The 18788-nt window shown below is 60.5% G+C and carries 15 protein-coding genes and 1 pseudogene; all 16 read left to right on the top strand.

Annotation, left to right across the window (positions count from 1 at the left end; genetic code table 11):
* Positions 1 to 10: 10 nt before the first annotated feature.
* The 16 genes and pseudogenes from asnB to nuoN all read left to right on the top strand — a co-directional run bounded on the left by asnB (position 11) and on the right by nuoN (position 18574).
* Positions 11 to 1675: an asparagine synthase B gene (asnB, locus tag ACB040_RS00290; protein ID WP_371153925.1), complete on the top strand. Its 1665-nt coding sequence runs from the start codon at positions 11 to 13 to the stop codon at positions 1673 to 1675.
* A gap of 249 nt (positions 1676 to 1924) precedes the next feature.
* Entirely contained in the window at positions 1925 to 2449 is a 525-nt protein-coding gene (locus tag ACB040_RS00285; protein WP_371153927.1) for an acyloxyacyl hydrolase, read from the top strand.
* A gap of 245 nt (positions 2450 to 2694) precedes the next feature.
* Positions 2695 to 3329: pseudogene (locus ACB040_RS00280) on the top strand (IS3 family transposase); the annotation flags it as partial.
* Positions 3330 to 3522: 193 nt separating this feature from the next.
* Positions 3523 to 3927, top strand: coding sequence for an NADH-quinone oxidoreductase subunit A (locus ACB040_RS00275; RefSeq protein WP_005344919.1), 405 nt, complete (start codon positions 3523 to 3525; stop codon positions 3925 to 3927).
* Between the two features lie 29 nt (positions 3928 to 3956).
* Positions 3957 to 4631, top strand: coding sequence for an NADH-quinone oxidoreductase subunit B family protein (locus ACB040_RS00270; RefSeq protein WP_005344917.1), 675 nt, complete (start codon positions 3957 to 3959; stop codon positions 4629 to 4631).
* 2 nt (positions 4632 to 4633) lie between these two features.
* Entirely contained in the window at positions 4634 to 6439 is a 1806-nt protein-coding gene (gene nuoC / locus ACB040_RS00265; RefSeq protein WP_206901672.1) for an NADH-quinone oxidoreductase subunit C/D, read from the top strand.
* An 80-nt stretch (positions 6440 to 6519) separates the two neighbouring features.
* The gene (gene nuoE / locus ACB040_RS00260) at positions 6520 to 7062 is read left to right on the top strand and encodes an NADH-quinone oxidoreductase subunit NuoE (RefSeq protein WP_270817113.1); all 543 of its coding nucleotides are present in this window, start codon (positions 6520 to 6522) and stop codon (positions 7060 to 7062) included.
* Positions 7059 to 8444, top strand: a complete 1386-nt coding sequence (nuoF, locus tag ACB040_RS00255; RefSeq protein ID WP_342400919.1) for an NADH-quinone oxidoreductase subunit NuoF — start codon at positions 7059 to 7061, stop codon at positions 8442 to 8444. The genes nuoE and nuoF overlap by 4 nt, the downstream gene beginning before the upstream one ends.
* A 41-nt stretch (positions 8445 to 8485) precedes the next feature.
* Positions 8486 to 11242 (top strand): NADH-quinone oxidoreductase subunit NuoG, encoded by a 2757-nt coding sequence (gene nuoG / locus ACB040_RS00250; RefSeq protein ID WP_342400918.1) that lies wholly within the window; start codon positions 8486 to 8488, stop codon positions 11240 to 11242.
* The gene (nuoH, locus tag ACB040_RS00245; protein ID WP_005337244.1) at positions 11239 to 12207 is read left to right on the top strand and encodes an NADH-quinone oxidoreductase subunit NuoH; all 969 of its coding nucleotides are present in this window, start codon (positions 11239 to 11241) and stop codon (positions 12205 to 12207) included. Before nuoG ends, nuoH begins: the two co-directional genes overlap by 4 nt.
* Before the next feature lie 10 nt (positions 12208 to 12217).
* Positions 12218 to 12760 carry an NADH-quinone oxidoreductase subunit NuoI gene (gene nuoI, locus ACB040_RS00240; protein WP_005337245.1) on the top strand — a complete coding sequence of 181 codons (543 nt, stop codon included), beginning with the start codon at positions 12218 to 12220 and terminating at the stop codon, positions 12758 to 12760.
* A 10-nt stretch (positions 12761 to 12770) separates the two neighbouring features.
* A complete protein-coding gene (gene nuoJ, locus ACB040_RS00235) occupies positions 12771 to 13322 on the top strand; it encodes an NADH-quinone oxidoreductase subunit J (RefSeq protein ID WP_005337246.1) in 552 nt (183 codons plus the stop codon).
* Positions 13319 to 13627: an NADH-quinone oxidoreductase subunit NuoK gene (gene nuoK, locus ACB040_RS00230; RefSeq protein ID WP_005337247.1), complete on the top strand. Its 309-nt coding sequence runs from the start codon at positions 13319 to 13321 to the stop codon at positions 13625 to 13627. The genes nuoJ and nuoK overlap by 4 nt, the downstream gene beginning before the upstream one ends.
* Positions 13624 to 15471 carry an NADH-quinone oxidoreductase subunit L gene (gene nuoL / locus ACB040_RS00225; protein ID WP_371153933.1) on the top strand — a complete coding sequence of 616 codons (1848 nt, stop codon included), beginning with the start codon at positions 13624 to 13626 and terminating at the stop codon, positions 15469 to 15471. Before nuoK ends, nuoL begins: the two co-directional genes overlap by 4 nt.
* A 98-nt stretch (positions 15472 to 15569) precedes the next feature.
* The gene (nuoM, locus tag ACB040_RS00220; protein ID WP_021231430.1) at positions 15570 to 17114 is read left to right on the top strand and encodes an NADH-quinone oxidoreductase subunit M; all 1545 of its coding nucleotides are present in this window, start codon (positions 15570 to 15572) and stop codon (positions 17112 to 17114) included.
* Positions 17111 to 18574, top strand: coding sequence for an NADH-quinone oxidoreductase subunit NuoN (gene nuoN, locus ACB040_RS00215; protein WP_110303232.1), 1464 nt, complete (start codon positions 17111 to 17113; stop codon positions 18572 to 18574). Before nuoM ends, nuoN begins: the two co-directional genes overlap by 4 nt.
* Positions 18575 to 18788: the final 214 nt, after the last annotated feature.

Here is an 18788-nt window from a genome sequence, read left to right as displayed (position 1 = left end):
ATTACCGCCAATGTGTTCAATTTTCGGCATTCTGGATATCAAGTCCGATGCAGTAGCCCTGCGCAAATCGGCGCTGGAGATGTCCAAGCGACTTCGTCACCGCGGGCCTGACTGGTCCGGCGTCTACAGCTCAGACAAAGCCATTCTGGTGCATGAGCGTCTGGCCATCGTCGACCCGGGCAATGGCGCCCAGCCGCTCTACAACCCCGAGCGCACCCATGTGCTGGCGGTCAACGGCGAGATCTACAACCACAAAGAACTGGAGAAGACCCTCAAAGTCGACTTCCAGTTCCAGACCAAATCCGACTGTGAAGTGCTGCTTGCCCTCTACAAGGAGAAGGGCCCGGCGTTTCTCGACGATCTCAACGGCATCTTTGCCTTTATCCTTTATGACGCCGAACAGGATGCCTACCTGATTGGTCGCGACCACATGGGGATCATCCCCCTCTATACCGGTCGCGACGAGCACGGCAACTTCTATGTCGCCTCCGAAATGAAGGCGCTGGTGCCGGTCTGCAAGAGCGTCGAAACCTTCCCGCCGGGACACTACCTGTGGAGCAAGGATGGCGAGCTCAAACAGTGGTACAAGCGCGACTGGATGGAATACAGCGCGGTCGAGCACAACGTCAGCGACAAGGCGGAGCTGAAAGCCGCGCTGGAAGCGGCGGTCAAGCGCCAGCTGATGTGTGACGTACCCTATGGCGTGCTGCTCTCCGGCGGACTGGACTCCTCCGTTATCTCCGCCATTACCAAGCTCTATGCGGCGCGCCGCATCGAGGACGATGGCAAGAGCGAAGCCTGGTGGCCGCAACTGCACTCCTTCGCCGTCGGTCTGGAAGGGTCGCCGGATCTCGCCGCCGCCCGCAAGGTGGCTGATCACCTCGGCACCGTCCACCACCAGATCCACTTCACCGTTCAGGAGGGGCTGGATGCCCTGCGCGACGTCATCTATCACCTGGAGACCTATGACGTCACCACCATACGCGCCTCCACGCCGATGTATCTGATGGCCCGTTACATCAAGGCGATGGGGATCAAGATGGTGCTCTCCGGCGAAGGTTCCGACGAACTGTTCGGTGGCTACCTCTACTTCCACAAGGCGCCCAACGCCCGCGAGTTCCACGAAGAGAACGTGCGCAAGCTCGCCTCTTTGCACCTCTATGACTGCCTGCGCGCCAACAAATCGATGGCCGCCTGGGGTGTCGAGGGTCGCGTGCCCTTCCTCGACAAGGAGTTCATGGACGTGGCGATGCGCCTGCAACCTGCCGACAAGATGTGCGGCAAGGGCAAGATCGAGAAGCACGTCCTGCGCGAAGCCTTCGAGGATCTGCTGCCCCACGAAGTGGCATGGCGCCAGAAGGAGCAGTTCTCCGACGGCGTAGGTTATTCGTGGATCGACAGCCTGAAGGCGATGGTCGAGACCGAAGTGACGGATCAGATGTTCGAAGCGGCCGCATTCCGCTTTCCCATCAACACCCCGCTCACCAAGGAGGCCTACTTCTATCGCGCCATCTTCGACGAGCACTTCCCGCTGGAAGCTGCCGCCCGCACCGTGCCCTACGGCAAGTCGGTCGCCTGCTCCACCCCTACCGCGCTGGAGTGGGATGCCAAGTTCAAAGAGATGGCCGACCCGTCAGGCCGCGCCGTGATGGACGTGCACCAGCAGGGCTACTAAACCCAGACGGAGCAACCCAAGCGGATAAACGCCAGATAGCAAAAAGCCCTTCACCATGGTGAAGGGCTTTTTCATCTCCCCGCGGTCACGCCTGCCAAATCACATCAGCCCATCGCAGATAGTTGATTTTTCATAAATATTTAATTTTTTTACCGAGTGACCATGCATTGACAGGGAGCGCGTCGATTGACTATGCCTGAAGGGTGATCAACAGGATCACCAGGATGACAACAAGGATCGGGAGGGGGCATGGACGCTAACACTCTATCAAGGATCGGCCTGCTGACAGCACTGCTCGCCAGTCCGTCTGCAATGGCGAATGACAATATCGTGGTACTGCAGCTTGGCAAGGCCTTCAGCAATGACAAGCTCGACATCAACATCGCCGACGCCAAGTTCCACCAAATGTTCTGGCGCTGGGGAGACTCAGGCTGTCAATTTGGGCTGGGGGTACGTGCCGGAACGCTCAAGGTAGAAGATGAAGAGACCGCCAGAGTGGGGGGCGGCGCCCGTATCGAATGCCAATGGGGTAACTGGGTGACCTGGCTCCCCGGCGAGATGGTCTGGCTCGATCAGTACCAATTTGGCACTCGCGGCCACGGCTACAAGGATTACGGCGGCCCCTTCCAGTTCGCCCTGGGTATCGGCCTCGGTTACGCCATCACCAAAAATTGGCTGATCGGCTATCAGTATGAGCACATGTCCAACGCCCATATGTATGACAAGAATCCGGGGCTGGACAGCCATACCCTCCATATCGAGTACCGTTTTTGACTACAAACCCATTCCTTAGACTGCAGACTGCGCTGCTGGATACAAGCAGGTGTACATTGCTCAAAACGACATGCCCATAGCCTCGTTGACCAACAGTGATATACACAAAATAGGCGTCATAGCCGACTGGCCAGCAATGCAGCCACCGAAAAAAAAGTATCGACGTGCAGCTAGAAGAACTACCGGAGTGGCATCTGGATGCGAGAAGGGAGTGATCCGCTGAGACGACTATCTGGCTCGCAGGAGAGCGCATGCAACTGCGGCGGTTGTTCACAGCGAGCCAGAGCTCAGCAGGCCGCAGCCCCTTGATGTCGGTGATGCGGATGTTGTGGGTATCAGCTTGGCCGAGTCAAAATACGTAACCTGATAAAGGAAGCCGGGCTGGCATCCAAACAGCCGGGCGCACACCGCTACAGGTGTTGCACGGTCAAAACGACCGGACATTCCCAATCTGCTGGCCCGAAAAATTGATCTTCCGCAACCCAATCAAGTGTGATGTGGAGATGCCACCGACGGCTGAGCAGGCGCTCGCTAGCATTATCTTGGCCGCAATGCTCGCCCTGCATAACCAGCGGGTCATGGGTTGAGCAGTGTCTGACAAACCTGATGCAGTACTGAGAACAAAAGTGCTCGATATGGACAATCTGGAGCGGGTTTTCCCCTCAGGTGTCGTTTCAATCTGCCTGGGTAACCGACACGACAACTGGGCCTTTCCGCAACGACGGTGGCACTATCGCATGACCCAGAACATGAGCCGAAGTAGTAACTGCTGGGATAACGGCTGATGGATTACTACAACTGGCAGCGTCCACATCGCCAGAATTATGGGATGCTGCCAGCAAAAGCCAAGGAACGGCCTAACCAAATGTCCGTATTTAGTTGGACCACTACGCTTTCCAGGCCTTTCTCGCCCGCCATAACCAACAAAAAAGTGCGCTTCTTAACAAAATTTAATTACCGGTTAACCGATTAATAATTAACCCGTAAAAATGACATGTAAATCAGTGCGAAAGTGTCATAATGCGTAACATTATTGTTAAGTCGCTTGATTAATTTGGTTAGGAAAAACCTCTATGTTTGCTGATATTTCTGCTCAACATTGGGCTTTTGCCATTTATGTCATCGGTGCCATCACCATCTGTCTGGTGATGATAGGCCTCGCTGCCCTGCTGGGAGGTCGCGCCTACGGCCGCACCAAGAACAAGCCATTTGAATCTGGTGTCGACTCGGTCGGCAGTGCCCGCCTGCGTTTTTCCGCCAAGTTCTATCTGGTCGCCATGTTCTTCGTCATCTTCGACGTCGAGGCGCTCTACCTGTTTGCCTGGTCTGTCTCCGTGCGGGAGAGTGGCTGGGTCGGCTTTATTGAAGCCACCATTTTCATCGGACTGCTGCTTATCGGCCTGATCTACCTCTGGCGCATCGGCGCACTGGACTGGTCACCGCGCAAACCGCAGTTGAACAACAAAAACAGTGATTGAACCACAGACCCTTTCCTTGAGGTTGCACCATGAAGTACACCCTGACCCGGATTGACCCGGATGCACCCGTTGAGCGCTACCCCCAGGAGCAGCGCCAGACCGTCGATGACCCACTGGCGCAAGAAGCGACGCGCGGCATCATGATGGGCCGTCTCGAGGAGGTGCTGCAAGACACAGTCAACTGGGGCCGCAAAAACTCCCTCTGGCCTTACAACTTCGGCATCTCCTGCTGCTACGTGGAGATGTGTACCGCCTTCACCTCCCCCCACGATGTGGCCCGCTTCGGCGCCGAAGTTATCCGTGCCTCGCCCCGTCAGGCCGATTTCATGGTGATTGCAGGGACCCCCTTCATCAAGATGGCACCGGTGATTCAACGCCTGTATGAACAGCTGCTCGAACCCAAGTGGGTGATCTCCATGGGGGCCTGTGCCAACTCAGGGGGCATGTATGACATCTATTCCGTGGTGCAGGGGGTGGACAAGTTCCTGCCGGTCGACGTCTACATTCCGGGTTGCCCGCCCCGTCCCGAAGCCTTTCTACAAGCCTTGATGCTGCTGCAGGACTCCATCGGCAAAGAGCGCCGCCCCCTCTCCTGGGTAGTGGGCGATCAGGGGATCTACCGTCCCCAGATGCAGGCCGAAAAAGAGCGCAAGCGCGGCGAACGGATCAATGTGACCAACCTGCGCACGCCGGATGAGATCTGACCATGAAACTGACTCGTGATTTTCCCAGCAATTACGCCATGGCCCAGTGGCAGCCCAGCGACCACAAGGATGCCAAAGTCATTGGCGAACTGTTTGCCCACTTCGGGGCCGAGCACTTCACCGTGCAGACCACGCGCACCGGCGTGCCGGTGGTCTGGCTCCCCCGCGAACTGCTGCAGGATGTGATGGGCTTTTTGCGCAAGGTGCCCTCCCCGTTCGTGATGCTCTTCGATCTGAGTGCGACTGACGAGCGGCTGCGCAGCCATCGCGACGGTCTGCCCCAGAGCGATTTCACCGTCTTCTATCACCTCATCTCCATCGACCGTAACGCCGATGTGATGTTGAAAGTGGCGCTGGCCGAAAGTGACCTGCATCTGCCCACCATCACCAACCACTTCCCCAATGCCAACTGGTACGAGCGGGAAGTGTGGGATCTGATGGGCATCACCTTCGATGGCCACCCCCATCTGACCCGCATCATGATGCCCAAGAGCTGGCAGGGTCACCCGCTGCGCAAGGATTACCCGGCGCGCGCCACCGAATTCGATCCCTTCATGCTCGATGCCGCCAAACAGGACATGGAGCAGGAGAACCTGCTGTTCAAACCGGAAGAGTGGGGGCTGGCCCGCGGCAACGAGAACGAGGACTACATGTTCTTGAACCTCGGCCCCAACCACCCCTCTGCTCACGGCGCCTTCCGGTTGGTGTTGCAGCTCGATGGCGAGGAGATCCGCAACTGCGTGCCCGATATCGGCTACCACCATCGTGGTGCCGAGAAGATGGGTGAGCGCCAGTCCTGGCACAGTTACATCCCCTATACCGACCGGGTCGAGTATCTGGGCGGGGTGATGAACAACCTCCCCTATGTGCTGGCGGTCGAGAAGCTGGCCGGCATCAAGGTGCCCCAGCGGGTCGACATGATCCGGGTGATGATGGCAGAGCTGTTCCGCATCCAGAGCCACCTCTTGTTCCTCGGGACCTATATCCAGGACGTGGGGGCCATGACCCCGGTCTTCTTCACCTTCACCGACCGGCAGAAGATCTACACCATCATCGAAGCGATCACCGGTGCCCGCATGCACCCGGCCTGGTTCCGTATCGGCGGTGTGGCCCACGACCTGCCGAAGGGATGGCAACGGCTGGTGCAGGACAACCTGTTGAGCTGGTTGCCCAAACGTCTGATGGATTACGAAAAAGCGGCGATGCGCAACAGCATTCTGCGCGGTCGCACCATAGGCGTCTCTGCCTACACCACCGAGCAGGCGTTGTCCTGGGGCACCACGGGGGCCGGATTGCGCGCCACCGGCCTCAACTTCGACGTGCGCAAGTGGCGTCCCTACTCCGGTTACGATCAGTTCGACTTCGAAGTGCCTGTTGGCAGCAATGGCGATGCCTACGACAGAGCCACCGTGCGGATCGAGGAGATCCGCCAGAGCATGTCGATCATCGAGCAGTGCATGAAAAACATGCCGGAGGGCCCCTTCAAGGCAGATCACCCCCTCACCACCCCGCCGCCCAAAGAGCGCACCCTGCAGCACATCGAGACCCTGATCAACCACTTCCTGCAAGTGTCTTGGGGCCCGGTGATGCCCGCTGCCGAGTCGTTCCAGATGATTGAGGCGACCAAGGGGATCAACAGTTACTACCTGACCAGCGATGGCTCCACCATGAGCTACCGGACCCGGATCCGCACCCCGAGCTTTGCTCACCTGCAGCAGATCCCCTCGGTGATCAAGGGCAGCATGGTGTCGGACCTCATCGTCTATCTGGGCAGTATCGATTTTGTTATGTCGGATGTGGACCGTTAAGTGATCCGCCCTCCCGGCCATGGCCGGGAATTGGGATCGCCGGACGAGCAGTAAAAGGACAAGCCACCAAAGGTCAAGTCATGAGCCAGCAATGTCAGTGTCACAATAATCAGACCCCACAGGGGCAAGGGGCATGCAGCAGCAAACAGGACGACTTCGTTCTGAGCCAGGCTGAACGCGATGCCATCGAACACGAGAAACACCACTACGAAGATCCCCGCGCCGCCAGCATCGAAGCGCTCAAGATCGTGCAGCAGGCCAGAGGCTGGGTACCCGACGGCGCCATTCACGCCATCGCGGCCCAGCTCGGCATTCCCGCCAGCGACGTGGAGGGGGTCGCCACCTTCTATAGCCAGATCTTCCGCCAGCCGGTAGGGCGTCACATCATCCGCGTCTGCGACAGCATGGTCTGCTACATCAATGGCCATGAAGAGCTGATGGCCGGTCTAAAGGAGGTGATGAACCTCGGCCCCGGTCAAACCACCCCGGATGGCCGCTTCACCCTGCTGCCGGTCTGCTGCCTTGGCAACTGCGACAAGGGGCCAGCCATCATGATCGATGACGACACCTATGGCGGCCTCGATCCGGTGACCTTGCTGAAAACGCTGGAGGCTTACCCATGAGCCTGCCGCAAAACAAGATCCTCGCCTCTCTTGGCACCGCCAATCGCACCCCGCGAGCCCCCGAGACCCACCCGCTCACCTGGCGGCTGCGGGATGACGGCCAGCCGGTGTGGCTGGAGGAGTATCAGGCCAAACAGGGCTATGAAGCCGCCCGCAAGGCGCTCGGCCAGATGAACCCGGACGAGATTGTCAGCACCGTCAAGGATGCCGGTCTCAAGGGGCGCGGCGGTGCGGGCTTCCCCACTGGCGTGAAGTGGGGGCTGATGCCCAAAGATGAGAGCATGAACATCCGTTACCTGCTCTGCAACGCCGACGAGATGGAGCCCAACACCTGGAAAGATCGCCTGCTGATGGAGCAACTGCCCCATCTGCTGATCGAGGGGATGATCATCAGTGCCCGGGCGCTCAAGGCCTATCGCGGCTATATCTTCCTGCGCGGCGAGTATGTGGATGCTGCCATCCACCTGCGCCGTGCGGTGGAAGAGGCCAAGGCCGCCGGTTTGCTTGGCAAGAACATTCTGGGCTCCGGTTTTGACTTCGAGCTGTTCGTCCACACCGGCGCCGGCCGCTACATCTGTGGTGAAGAGACGGCGTTGATCAATTCGCTGGAAGGGCGCCGCGCCAACCCGCGTGCCAAACCCCCCTTCCCCGCCGTTTCCGGCGTCTGGGGCAAACCCACCTGCGTCAACAACGTCGAGACCCTCTGCAACGTCCCCGCCATTATTGGCAACGGGGTCGCCTGGTATCACGGGCTGGCGCTGCCGGGCTCGGAAGATCACGGCACCAAGCTGATGGGCTTCTCCGGCAAGGTGAACAACCCCGGGGTCTGGGAGCTGCCGTTTGGCATCACCGCCCGCGAGCTGTTTGAAAATTACGCCGGCGGGATGAAGAGCGGCTATCGACTGAAAGCCTGGCAACCGGGCGGCGCGGGCACCGGCTTCCTGCTGCCGGAGCACCTCGATGCCCAGATGTATACCGCCGGTATCGGCAAGGTAGGTACCCGGATGGGGACTGGCCTCGCCATGGCGGTGGATGACTCCATCAGCATGGTCTCCCTGCTGCGCAACATGGAGGAGTTCTTCGCCCGCGAGTCGTGTGGCTGGTGCACGCCCTGCCGCGACGGCCTGCCCTGGAGCGTCAAGCTGCTGCGGGCACTGGAACGTGGCGAAGGGCAATCCGGCGATCTGGCGACCCTGGAGCAACTCTGCGGTTTCCTTGGCCCGGGCAAGACATTCTGCGCCCACGCACCGGGCGCCGTCGAGCCGCTGGCCAGTGCCATCAAATATTTCCGCTCCGAATTCGAGGCCGGGATCAAAGGCAGCGGTGATAACCGCAAGCCGGTCAAAGGGATCCAGCCCAATCTGCTGGGCGAGCGCTGGTAACGACACCACAGATTTCACAAAACAGGTTTCAGGGAAGTTGTATGGCAACCATTTATGTAGACGGCAAAGAGTACGAGGTAGACGGGGCAGATAACCTGCTGCAAGCCTGTCTGTCGCTGGGTCTGGACGTCCCCTATTTCTGCTGGCACCCGGCGCTGGGTAGCGTGGGAGCCTGCCGCCAGTGTGCGGTGAAACAGTATCAGAATGCCGATGACAAGCGCGGCCGTCTGGTCATGTCCTGCATGACCCCGGCCACCGATGGCAGCTACATCGCCATCGAGGATGAAGAGGCTAAAGAATTTCGCAAGAGCGTGGTGGAGTGGCTGATGACCAACCACCCTCACGACTGTCCGGTGTGTGAAGAGGGCGGCGCCTGCCACCTGCAGGACATGACGGTGATGACCGGCCACAACAGCCGTCGCTACCGTTTCACCAAACGCACCCACCAGAATCAGGAGCTGGGCCCCTTCATCGGTCACGAGATGAACCGCTGCATCGCCTGCTACCGCTGCGTCCGTTACTACAAGGATTATGCCGGTGGCGAGGATCTCGGGGTCTATGGTGCCCACGACAACGTCTATTTCGGGCGGGTCGAGGATGGCCCCCTGGAGAGTGAATTTTCCGGCAACCTGGTGGAGGTCTGCCCCACCGGCGTCTTCACCGACAAGACCCACTCCGAACGTTACAACCGCAAGTGGGACATGCAATTTGCCCCCAGCATCTGCCAGCAATGCTCCGTGGGCTGCAACATCAGTCCGGGCGAGCGTTATGGCGAGCTGCGCCGCATCGAAAACCGCTTCCACGGCAGCGTCAACCACTACTTCCTCTGTGACCGTGGCCGCTTTGGCTATGGCTACGTCAATCTGGCCGACCGCCCGCGCCAACCGCTGCTCAAAGATGGCAACGACCAGCTGACCATCACGGTCGATGGCGCCCTCAACCGCGCCGCCGATGCCCTGCGCACGGCCCGCGGCCTCATCGGCATCGGCTCGCCCCGCGCCTCGCTGGAGAGCAACTTTGCCCTGCGCGAGCTGGTGGGGGCAGACAACTTCTACGCAGGCGTCGAGCAGGCCGAATGGGCCTGTCAGCTGAAGATGCTGCAGATCCTGCAACAGGGCGGCGTGCCGACTCCGAGCCTGCGGGACATGGAAGAGGCCGACGCCATTCTGCTGCTCGGCGAGGATGTCACCATGAGCGCAGCCCGTATCGCGTTGGCGCTGCGCCAAGCCGTCAAGGGCAAGGCCCGCGAGCTGGCCCGCAAGATGAAGGTCGATCTGTGGCAAGTCGCCGCCGTTCAAACCCTGGGTCAGAACGAGCGCTACCCGCTGCTCATCACCAGCCTCGACACCACCCGTATGGACGATGTGGCGGCCGACAAGCTGCACGCCCCCTATGCCGATCAGGCGCGCCTTGGCTTTGCCATCGCCAATCTGCTCGACTCGAGTGCTCCGGCCGTGGCCGACCTCTGCCCCGAACAGCAGGCACAAGCGGCTCGCTGGGCCGAGCTGCTCGGCAACGCCAGGAAGCCGCTCATCATTGCAGGCTCCAGTGCCCGCGATGTGGCGCTGCTTGAGGCGGCCAGCAACATTGCCCGCGCCCTGAAGGGCCGTGGACAGGAAGCCAACATCGCGCTGGTTGGCCAGGAGGCCAACTCGCTCGGTCTGACCATGCTGGGCGCTCAAACCTTGACAGACAAACCACTCGAAGCCGCCCTTGCGCGTATCGAGTCAGAAGAGGGGTTGGCGCTGGTTGCCCTGGAGAACGATCTCTACCGCCGCGCGCCGCGCAACCGGGTGGATGCTGCACTGGCACGGCTGCAGCACCTGCTGGTCATCGACCATCAGGCGACCCCGACCGCCAACAAGGCTGATCTGGTGCTGCCAGCGGCCAGTTTTGCCGAAGCCGATGGCACCCTGGTGAACATGGAAGGGCGCGCCCAGCGCTTCTTCCAGGTCTATGCGCCCGCCTTCTACAACGCCGATATTCAGGTGCGTGAAGGGTGGCGCTGGCTGGCAGCGCTGCAAGGGGCGATAGAACGCAAGCCGCTGCGCTGGCAGAACTTCGACCAGGTCAACCATGACTGTGCCACCAGCAATCCGCTGCTGGCTACCATGCTGGAAGCGGCGCCCAACGCAGGCTTGCGGATCCGTGGCATGCGACTGGCCCGTGAGCCGCATCGTTACAGCGGTCGCACCTCCATGCTGGCGGATCAGAACGTCAGCGAGCCGCGGGTAGCGCAAGATCCCGACTCCCCCTTCAACTTCTCCATGGAAGGGTATGCCGGAGCCCGTCAGCCGCTGCCGCAAGTGCCGTTCGCCTGGGCGCCGGGCTGGAACTCTCCCTCCGCCTGGAACAAGTTCCAGGATGAAGTGGGTGGCAAACTGCGTGCTGGCGATCCGGGTCGCCGTCTGCTGGAAGTGAGTGACAAAAAAGCAGAAGGCAAGGAGCTGCTCGGCTGGTTCACCACCATCCCCGCCCCCTTCAAGGCCGCAGAGGCGCTGCAAGTGGTCAATTATGCCCAGCTGTTTGGCGGCGAGGAGCTCTCCGCTCGCAGCCCGGTTATTCAGGCCCGGATGAACGAACCCGAGCTGGTGCTCAATCCCCTTGATGCGCAGCGTCTGGCCCTCCACGGGGGCAGTCAGGTCTCCTTCTCCTGGGGCGGTAGCCACTGGCAACTGCGTCTGCGCCTGAGCGAGCAACTGAGCGCCGGTCTGGTGGGGCTCCCCCTTGGGGTGAACGGCCTGCCGACGGCCCTGCAACAAGCCTCAATCACTAACCTGCAGGAGGTGATCGCATGAGCGAGTCGCTGATCGATCTGTTGCTGGAGGTGGGCAAGGCACTGATCGTGCTGGTGGGGATCGTGGGGGCTGGCGCCTTCATGAGCTTCATCGAGCGCCGTCTGCTGGCCCTGTGGCAGGATCGCTACGGCCCCAATCGGGTGGGACCGTTTGGTCTGCTCCAGCTGGCCGCCGACATGATCAAGATGTTCTTCAAGGAGGACTGGATCCCGCCGTTCGCTGATCGGCGGATCTTTATCCTGGCCCCCATCATCGCCTTCACCGCCTTTATTCTGGCGTTTGCGGTGGTGCCCATCACCCCCACCTGGGGCGTGGCGGATCTCAATGTGGGGCTGCTCTACATCCTGGCCATCGCGGGGCTGGCGGTCTATGCGGTGCTGTTCGCCGGCTGGTCAAGCAACAACAAATACTCATTGCTCGGCAGCTTGCGCGCCTCGGCCCAGACCCTCTCCTACGAGGTGTTTCTCGGGCTATCCCTGATGGGGATTGTGATCCAGACCGGCAGTTTCAACCTGCGGGATATCGTCGAAGCACAGGCAGACTTGTGGAACGTGGTGCCCCAGATCCTGGGCTTTGTCACCTTCCTGTTTGCCGGTGTCGCCGTCACCCACCGTCACCCGTTCGATCAACCAGAAGCCGAGCAGGAGCTCGCCGATGGCTATCACATCGAGTATGCGGGGATGAAGTGGGGTCTCTTCTTCGTGGGCGAATATATCGGCATCGTGCTGATCTCCTCGCTCATCGTGACCCTCTTCTTCGGTGGCTGGCACGGCCCCTGGCTGCCCCCCTTCATCTGGTTTGCCCTGAAGACCGCCTGTTTCATGGTGTTCTTCATCCTGCTGCGGGCCTCCCTGCCTCGCCCGCGCTTTGACCAGGTGATGTCGTTTGGCTGGAAAGTCTGCTTGCCGCTGACCCTGATCAATATGCTGGTCACCGCGGCAGTTGTACTGATAAGTACGCAGTGAGGCACTCAATATGAAAATTGTTAGCATTATTCAGGGTGTCGGCACCCAGTTACGCAGTCTGGCCATGGTCTTCTCCCATGCCTGGCGGCCCCGTGAAACCCTCAACTATCCGGAGCAGGCAGTCTATGCGGCCCCCCGCTACCGCGGTCGCATCGTGCTGACCCGCGACCCCGACGGGGACGAGCGTTGCGTGGCCTGCAACCTCTGCGCAGTTGCCTGCCCGGTCGGCTGCATCTCGCTGCAAAAATCCGAGCGGGAAGATGGTCGCTGGTATCCGGAGTTCTTTCGCATCAACTTCTCTCGCTGCATCTTCTGCGGCCTGTGTGAAGAGGCTTGCCCCACCACTGCCATCCAGCTGACACCGGATTTCGAGATGGGTGAGTATCGCCGCCAGGATCTGGTGTACGAGAAGGAAGATCTGCTGATCAGCGGGCCCGGCAAATACCCGGACTACAACTTCTACCGCATGAGCGGGATGGCCATCGACGGCAAGCCGAAAGGGGATGCCGAAAACGAAGCCAAGCCCATCGATGTCAAGAGCCTGCTGCCCTGAGGAGTCAATCATGGAACTGGCATTTTATGCCTCGGCCCTGGTGGCCATTTACAGCACGCTGCGGGTGATCAGCACCAGCAATCCGATGCATGCGCTGCTCAATCTCATCATCTCCCTCATCGCCGTGGCCATGATCTTCTTCTGCCTAGGTGCCGCCTTTGCAGGCGCCCTGCAGGTGATCGTCTACGCCGGCGCCATCATGGTGCTGTTCGTGTTCGTGGTGATGATGCTGAACCTGGGGAGTGCCCAGGCACAGGAGAAAAAGTGGCTCACCCCCATGACCTGGGGGGGCCCAGCCCTGCTCTCGCTGATCCTGCTGGGCTTTCTGGCCCACGGCATTCTCGGGGTGACCGGGGGCCTGATCGGAGTGACCGAGGTGACCGCCAAGCAGGTGGGTGTCGAACTCTTTGGCCCCTATGTGCTGGCGGTGGAGCTTGCCTCCATCCTGCTGCTGGCGGGTCTGGTAACCGCCTATCACCTGGGTCGGGAAGAGAAGAGCGGTGAAGTGCTCTCCGTCCCGCGCTCTGCTTCCCGCTCTGCACAAGAAGGAGGTCAGCAATGAATGGAATCCCCATGGAGCACGGGCTTTTGCTGGCCGCGGTGCTCTTCTGCATCGGCTTGTGCGGTCTGCTGATCCGCCGCAACCTGCTCTACATCCTGATGAGTATCGAGATCATGATGAATGCCTCGGCACTGGCGTTTGTGGTGGCGGGTAGCCGCTGGGCCCAGGCCGATGGCCAGATCATGTATATCCTGGTGATTTCTCTGGCGGCAGCGGAGGCCAGTATCGGCCTTGCCCTGTTACTGCTGCTCTATCGTCGTTACCACACCCTGAACGTGGACACTGTGAGCGAGATGCGCGGATGAGCCTCTTATATCTGACTTTTCTATTTCCGCTGCTGGGATGGCTGGTGCTGGCCTTCTCCCTCGGACGGTTTGGCGAGCGTACCTCTGCAATGATCGGGGTGGGCTCCATTGGCCTGTCGGCCCTCACTACCCTGTGGGTGGGCATCGACTTTCTGGGCAACCCGCCAGAGGGGGGCGTCTATGTCCAGCGCCTGTGGCAATGGATGGCGGTGGGCAACTTTACCCCGAGCTTCTCGCTGGCACTGGATGGCCTGTCTCTGACCATGCTGGGGGTGGTGACTGGGGTGGGTTTCTTCATTCACCTGTTTGCCTCCTGGTATATGCGCGGAGAAGAGGGTTACTCCCGCTTCTTCACCTACACCAACCTCTTTATCGCCAGCATGCTGTTTCTGGTACTGGCCGATGACCTGCTGTTTGTCTACCTCGGCTGGGAAGGGGTAGGGCTGTGCAGCTACCTGCTGATCGGCTTCTACTACAAGGATCGCAAGAACGGAGCGGCGGCCCTCAAGGCATTTGTCGTGACCCGGGTGGGTGATGTCTTCCTCGCCATCGGCCTGTTTATCCTCTATCGGGAACTGGGCACCCTCAATATCCACGAGCTGCTGGTTCGTGCCCCGACCCTGTTTGCCGAGGGCTCCCCTGCCCTGTCGCTGGCCTGCCTGATGCTCTTGGGCGGCGCGGTCGGTAAATCGGCCCAGCTGCCGCTGCAAACCTGGTTGGCAGATGCGATGGCAGGCCCGACGCCGGTCTCCGCGCTGATCCACGCAGCCACCATGGTGACCGCCGGTGTCTACCTGATTGCCCGTACCCACGGCCTGTTCCTGCTGGCGCCAGAGATCCTCCATCTGGTCGGGCTGGTTGGCGCCATCACGCTAGTGCTGGCAGGCTTTGCAGCGCTGGTTCAGACCGATATCAAGCGGATCCTCGCCTACTCCACCATGAGCCAGATTGGCTACATGTTTCTGGCACTGGGTGTCGGCGCATGGGAAGGGGCCATCTTCCACCTGATGACCCACGCCTTCTTCAAGGCGCTGCTGTTCCTCTCCGCCGGTGCCGTTATCGTTGCCTGCCACCATGAGCAGAACATCTTCAAGATGGGTGGGCTGCGCAAGAGTCTGCCGCTGGTCTATGCCTGTTTCCTGGTGGGGGGCTCGGCGCTGGCGGCGTTGCCGCTGGTCACTTCCGGTTTCTACAGTAAGGACGCCATCCTGTGGCAAGTAGAAGCCTCTGGCCAAAGCGCGCTGCTGTGGGCAGGTCTGGTAGGGGCATTCCTCACCTCGCTCTATACCTTCCGGCTGATCTTTATCGCCTTCCATGGCCAAGAGCAGACCAAAGCCCACGCTGGTCACGGTCTGGCTCACCATCTGCCGCTGCTGGTGCTGCTGGTGCTTTCTACCGGCATAGGCGCGCTGATCACCCCGCCACTGGCAGGTGTACTACCCGCAGGCCCGGGGGACCATATCGAAGAGGGTCGCCATGCGCTGGAGATCACCTCCGGCATCATTGCCATTACTGGCATTGTGCTGGCCGCGTTTCTGTTCCTTGGTGAGCGCCGTCTGGCCACCTCCATTGCCAACAGCGCGCCGGGCCGCCTGCTCAGCACCCTCTGGTTCAACGCCTGGGGCTTTGACTGGCTCTATGACCAGCTGTGGGTCAAACCCTATCTGCTGGCGACCCGTCTGGTCGGGCAGGATCCGCTGGACTGGATGATGGGCCTGCCCGCCTGGTTTGCCCTGCGTGGCAACCAGCTGCTGGCCTGGACCGTGACCGGCAAGTTGCGCTGGTATGCCGCCTCCATGGGGATCGGCGCCGTGCTGGTGCTGGCGCTGTTGCTGCTGGGATAACGCGATGAACAACACGAAGATCGTACAGCCGGGCTATTTGCTCTCCCTGATGGAACAGGGAGCGCAATCTCATATGAACTTGAACGAGAGCTGATACCGTGACCTTACTCTGGATCTTGCTAATTCCTTTTATCGGCGGCTTGCTCTGCTGGCAGATGGAGCGTCTCGGCGGGCAGTTTGTCCGCTGGGTTGCCCTGCTCTCCATGAGCGCCAGCCTGCTGCTCTCCTGTGCCATCTGGCTAAGTGGTGATTTCTCCCTTGCCACGACCGGCCTCGACAGCGCGGGCGTCTCCGGTGCTGCCTCCGCCTGGGCCGCCGAGTGGCGCCTGCCGTGGATCCCCCGCTTCGGCATCTCTTTGCATCTGGCGGTGGATGGCCTGTCGCTCTTGATGGTGATCCTCACCTGCTTTATCGGGGTGCTGGCCATCCTCTGTTCGTGGAAAGAGATCGTGCAGCGCATCGGCTTCTTCCACCTCAACCTGCTCTGGATCCTGGGCGGCGTGCTCGGGGTCTTTATGGCGCTGGACCTGTTCCTCTTCTTCTTCTTCTGGGAGATGATGCTGGTCCCCATGTACTTCCTGATTGCGCTCTGGGGCCACTCGGTCACTGACGGCAAATCACGGATCAATGCGGCGACCAAGTTCTTCATCTACACCCAGGTTTCGGGCCTTATCATGCTGGTGGCCATCATCGGGCTGGTGCTGACCCACCAGCATGCCACCGGAGTCTTCACCTTCAACTATCTGGAGCTGCTCAATACCCCGATGAGCAAGGGCGTTCAGTGGCTGCTGATGCTGGGATTCTTTATCGCCTTCGCGGTCAAGATGCCGCTGGTACCGCTGCACGGCTGGCTGCCGGATGCCCACAGTCAGGCGCCGACCGCAGGTTCGGTGGATCTCGCCGGTATTTTGCTCAAAACCGCCGCCTACGGTCTGCTGCGCTTTGCCTTGCCGCTCTTCCCCGAAGCGTCCGCCGAATTTGCTCCCTACGCCATGGTGCTTGGCCTGATCGGGATCGTCTACGGTGCCATCGTGGCCTTTGCCCAGACCGACATCAAACGGCTGGTAGCCTACACCAGCATCTCCCACATGGGCTTTGTGATGATCGCCATCTACTCGGGTAGCGAGCTGGCCCTGCAGGGCGCCGTGGTGCAGATGATCGCCCACGGTCTCTCGGCTGCCGGCCTCTTTATCCTCTGCGGTCAGCTCTACGAGCGGTTGCACACCCGGGATCTGCGCCAGATGGGCGGCCTGTGGGGACGCCTGCGCTATCTGCCCGGTGTGATGCTCTTCTTCTCGGTGGCGTCACTTGGCATGCCGGGCACCGGCAACTTCGTCGGCGAGTTCCTGATCCTGGTCGGCAGCTTCCAGGTTGCCCCTCTTATCACGGCGGTCGCCACCTTCGGTCTGGTACTGGCCTCGGTCTACTCCCTCATCATGTTGCAGCGCGCCTGCTTTGGCCCCGCCAAGGATGAGAGCATGCTCAAGGGACTGGATCGCCGCGAGCTGACCATGATGATGGTGATCGCGGGCCTGCTGGTTCTGCTTGGCCTCTATCCCCAACCCGTGATTGACACCGCCAGCAGCAGCCTTATCAACGTGCTGCACTGGTATCTGCTGCCGACTGCTGGAGCCCTGCAATGACTTTCTCCGCTTCCCAACTGCTGGCACTGCTTCCCCTGCTGTTGACCACCGGGGCCATGGCGGCCCTGATGCTGGCCATCGCCTGGCGCCGCTGTGTCACCACCGCCTTTACCGTGACCATTGTTGGCCTCAACCTTGCTCTGTTCTCGCTGCCCATCGTGATGGCGCAAGGGGATCAGGGGGTCACCCCGCTGCTGCAAGTGGACAGTTACGCCGTCTTCTACATGGGACTGGTGCTCATCGGCGCCCTGGCCACCTGCACCTTCGGCCAATCCTGGCTGAAAGCCTACCCGGACAACCGGGAAGAGTTCTTCCTGCTGCTGCTGATCGCCACTGCCGGTGGTCTGGTGCTGGCCTGCTCCCGTCACCTCGCCTCTCTCTTTATCGGGATCGAGATGCTGACCCTGCCGATGTTCGGTCTGGTGGGTTACGCCTACCGCGAGCGCCACTCGCTGGAAGCGGCGGTGAAATACATGGTGCTCTCTGCCGCCGCTACCGCCTTCCTGCTGTTTGGCATGGCGCTGCTCTACGCGCAGGCAGGCAGCCTGAGCTTTGCTGCCCTGGGGCAGTCCCTGGCCGAGAGCCCGGCTCACCATCCGCTGCTGATGGGCGGTTTGGGGTTAATGCTGGTTGGCTTTGCCTTTAAACTCTCCCTGGCCCCCTTCCACCTCTGGACCCCGGATGTCTACGAAGGTGCCCCGGCACCGGTCGCCACCTTCCTCGCCACCGTCAGCAAGGTGGCGGTCTTTGCCGTGCTGCTGCGTTTCTATCTGGCGGTACCGGCGGCGAGCGATCCCATGATCCACTGGCTGCTGGCAGCCATGGCGGTCATCTCCATCTTGGTCGGCAACCTGCTGGCCCTGGTGCAGACCAACGTCAAACGGATGCTGGGTTACTCCTCCATCTCCCACTTCGGTTACCTGCTGGCGGTGATCGTGGCGAGCCGATTCGGCCAGATGCCGGTGGAAGCAGCCGGGGTCTACCTGCTGATGTATCTGTTCACCAGCCTGGGTGCCTTTGGGGTGGTGAGCATGATGTCGAGCCCCTATCGCGGCAAGGATGCCGACTCCCTGCACAGCTATCGCGGTCTGTTCTGGAAGCGCCCCTATCTGACTGCCGTACTGACGGTGATGATGTTGTCACTCGCGGGCATCCCGATGACCCTCGGCTTTATCGGCAAGTTCTACCTCATCGGCGTCACCGTCGAGGCGCAGCTCTGGTGGCTCTCCGGTGCCATCGTGCTCGGCAGCGCACTGGGTCTCTACTACTACCTCAAGGTGATGGTGACCCTCTATCTGCGCGAACCGGGTATGCAGCAGCGGGATGCCAGCGCCGACTGGGCACTCTCCTCCGGCGGTGTGGTAGTACTGCTCTCTGCCGCCCTGGTGGTGTTGCTGGGGCTCTACCCGCAACCGGTCATCAGCCTGGTACAAGGGTTCCAGCACGTGGTATTGCAGTAACCTTTACCGTCACTACCCCTCATTACCCGCAAAACCGGCAGCTTTGGCTGCCGGTTTTCTATTTGCGGCCCGACAGCACCGCGCACTCCGCAAGCCAGCAAATGACAGATCAGTCAGTGAGGGTGATACCCATCATGGTTTTTGCCATACAACCAGAACCGGGCGAGATCCTCATACCCTCTTGAATTCCTTATTGATATATTGGTTATATTCT

The organism is Aeromonas sp. S11(2024) (assembly GCF_041402345.1).
In the GTDB taxonomy this organism is placed as follows: domain Bacteria; phylum Pseudomonadota; class Gammaproteobacteria; order Enterobacterales; family Aeromonadaceae; genus Aeromonas; species Aeromonas veronii.
Note: the sequence above shows the minus strand (reverse complement) of the source record. Positions and strands in the feature narration are given on the sequence as shown.

Excerpts from the sequence above, each read along its gene's own strand:
- asnB (WP_371153925.1), top strand. The coding sequence starts at position 11 with ATGTGTTCAATTTTCGGCATTCTGGATATCAAGTCCGATGCAGTAGCC.
- ACB040_RS00285 (WP_371153927.1), top strand. The coding sequence starts at position 1,925 with ATGGACGCTAACACTCTATCAAGGATCGGCCTGCTGACAGCACTGCTC.
- ACB040_RS00275 (WP_005344919.1), top strand. The coding sequence starts at position 3,523 with ATGTTTGCTGATATTTCTGCTCAACATTGGGCTTTTGCCATTTATGTC.
- ACB040_RS00270 (WP_005344917.1), top strand. The coding sequence starts at position 3,957 with ATGAAGTACACCCTGACCCGGATTGACCCGGATGCACCCGTTGAGCGC.
- nuoC (WP_206901672.1), top strand. The coding sequence starts at position 4,634 with ATGAAACTGACTCGTGATTTTCCCAGCAATTACGCCATGGCCCAGTGG.
- nuoE (WP_270817113.1), top strand. The coding sequence starts at position 6,520 with ATGAGCCAGCAATGTCAGTGTCACAATAATCAGACCCCACAGGGGCAA.
- nuoF (WP_342400919.1), top strand. The coding sequence starts at position 7,059 with ATGAGCCTGCCGCAAAACAAGATCCTCGCCTCTCTTGGCACCGCCAAT.
- nuoG (WP_342400918.1), top strand. The coding sequence starts at position 8,486 with ATGGCAACCATTTATGTAGACGGCAAAGAGTACGAGGTAGACGGGGCA.
- nuoH (WP_005337244.1), top strand. The coding sequence starts at position 11,239 with ATGAGCGAGTCGCTGATCGATCTGTTGCTGGAGGTGGGCAAGGCACTG.
- nuoI (WP_005337245.1), top strand. The coding sequence starts at position 12,218 with ATGAAAATTGTTAGCATTATTCAGGGTGTCGGCACCCAGTTACGCAGT.
- nuoJ (WP_005337246.1), top strand. The coding sequence starts at position 12,771 with ATGGAACTGGCATTTTATGCCTCGGCCCTGGTGGCCATTTACAGCACG.
- nuoK (WP_005337247.1), top strand. The coding sequence starts at position 13,319 with ATGAATGGAATCCCCATGGAGCACGGGCTTTTGCTGGCCGCGGTGCTC.
- nuoL (WP_371153933.1), top strand. The coding sequence starts at position 13,624 with ATGAGCCTCTTATATCTGACTTTTCTATTTCCGCTGCTGGGATGGCTG.
- nuoN (WP_110303232.1), top strand. The coding sequence starts at position 17,111 with ATGACTTTCTCCGCTTCCCAACTGCTGGCACTGCTTCCCCTGCTGTTG.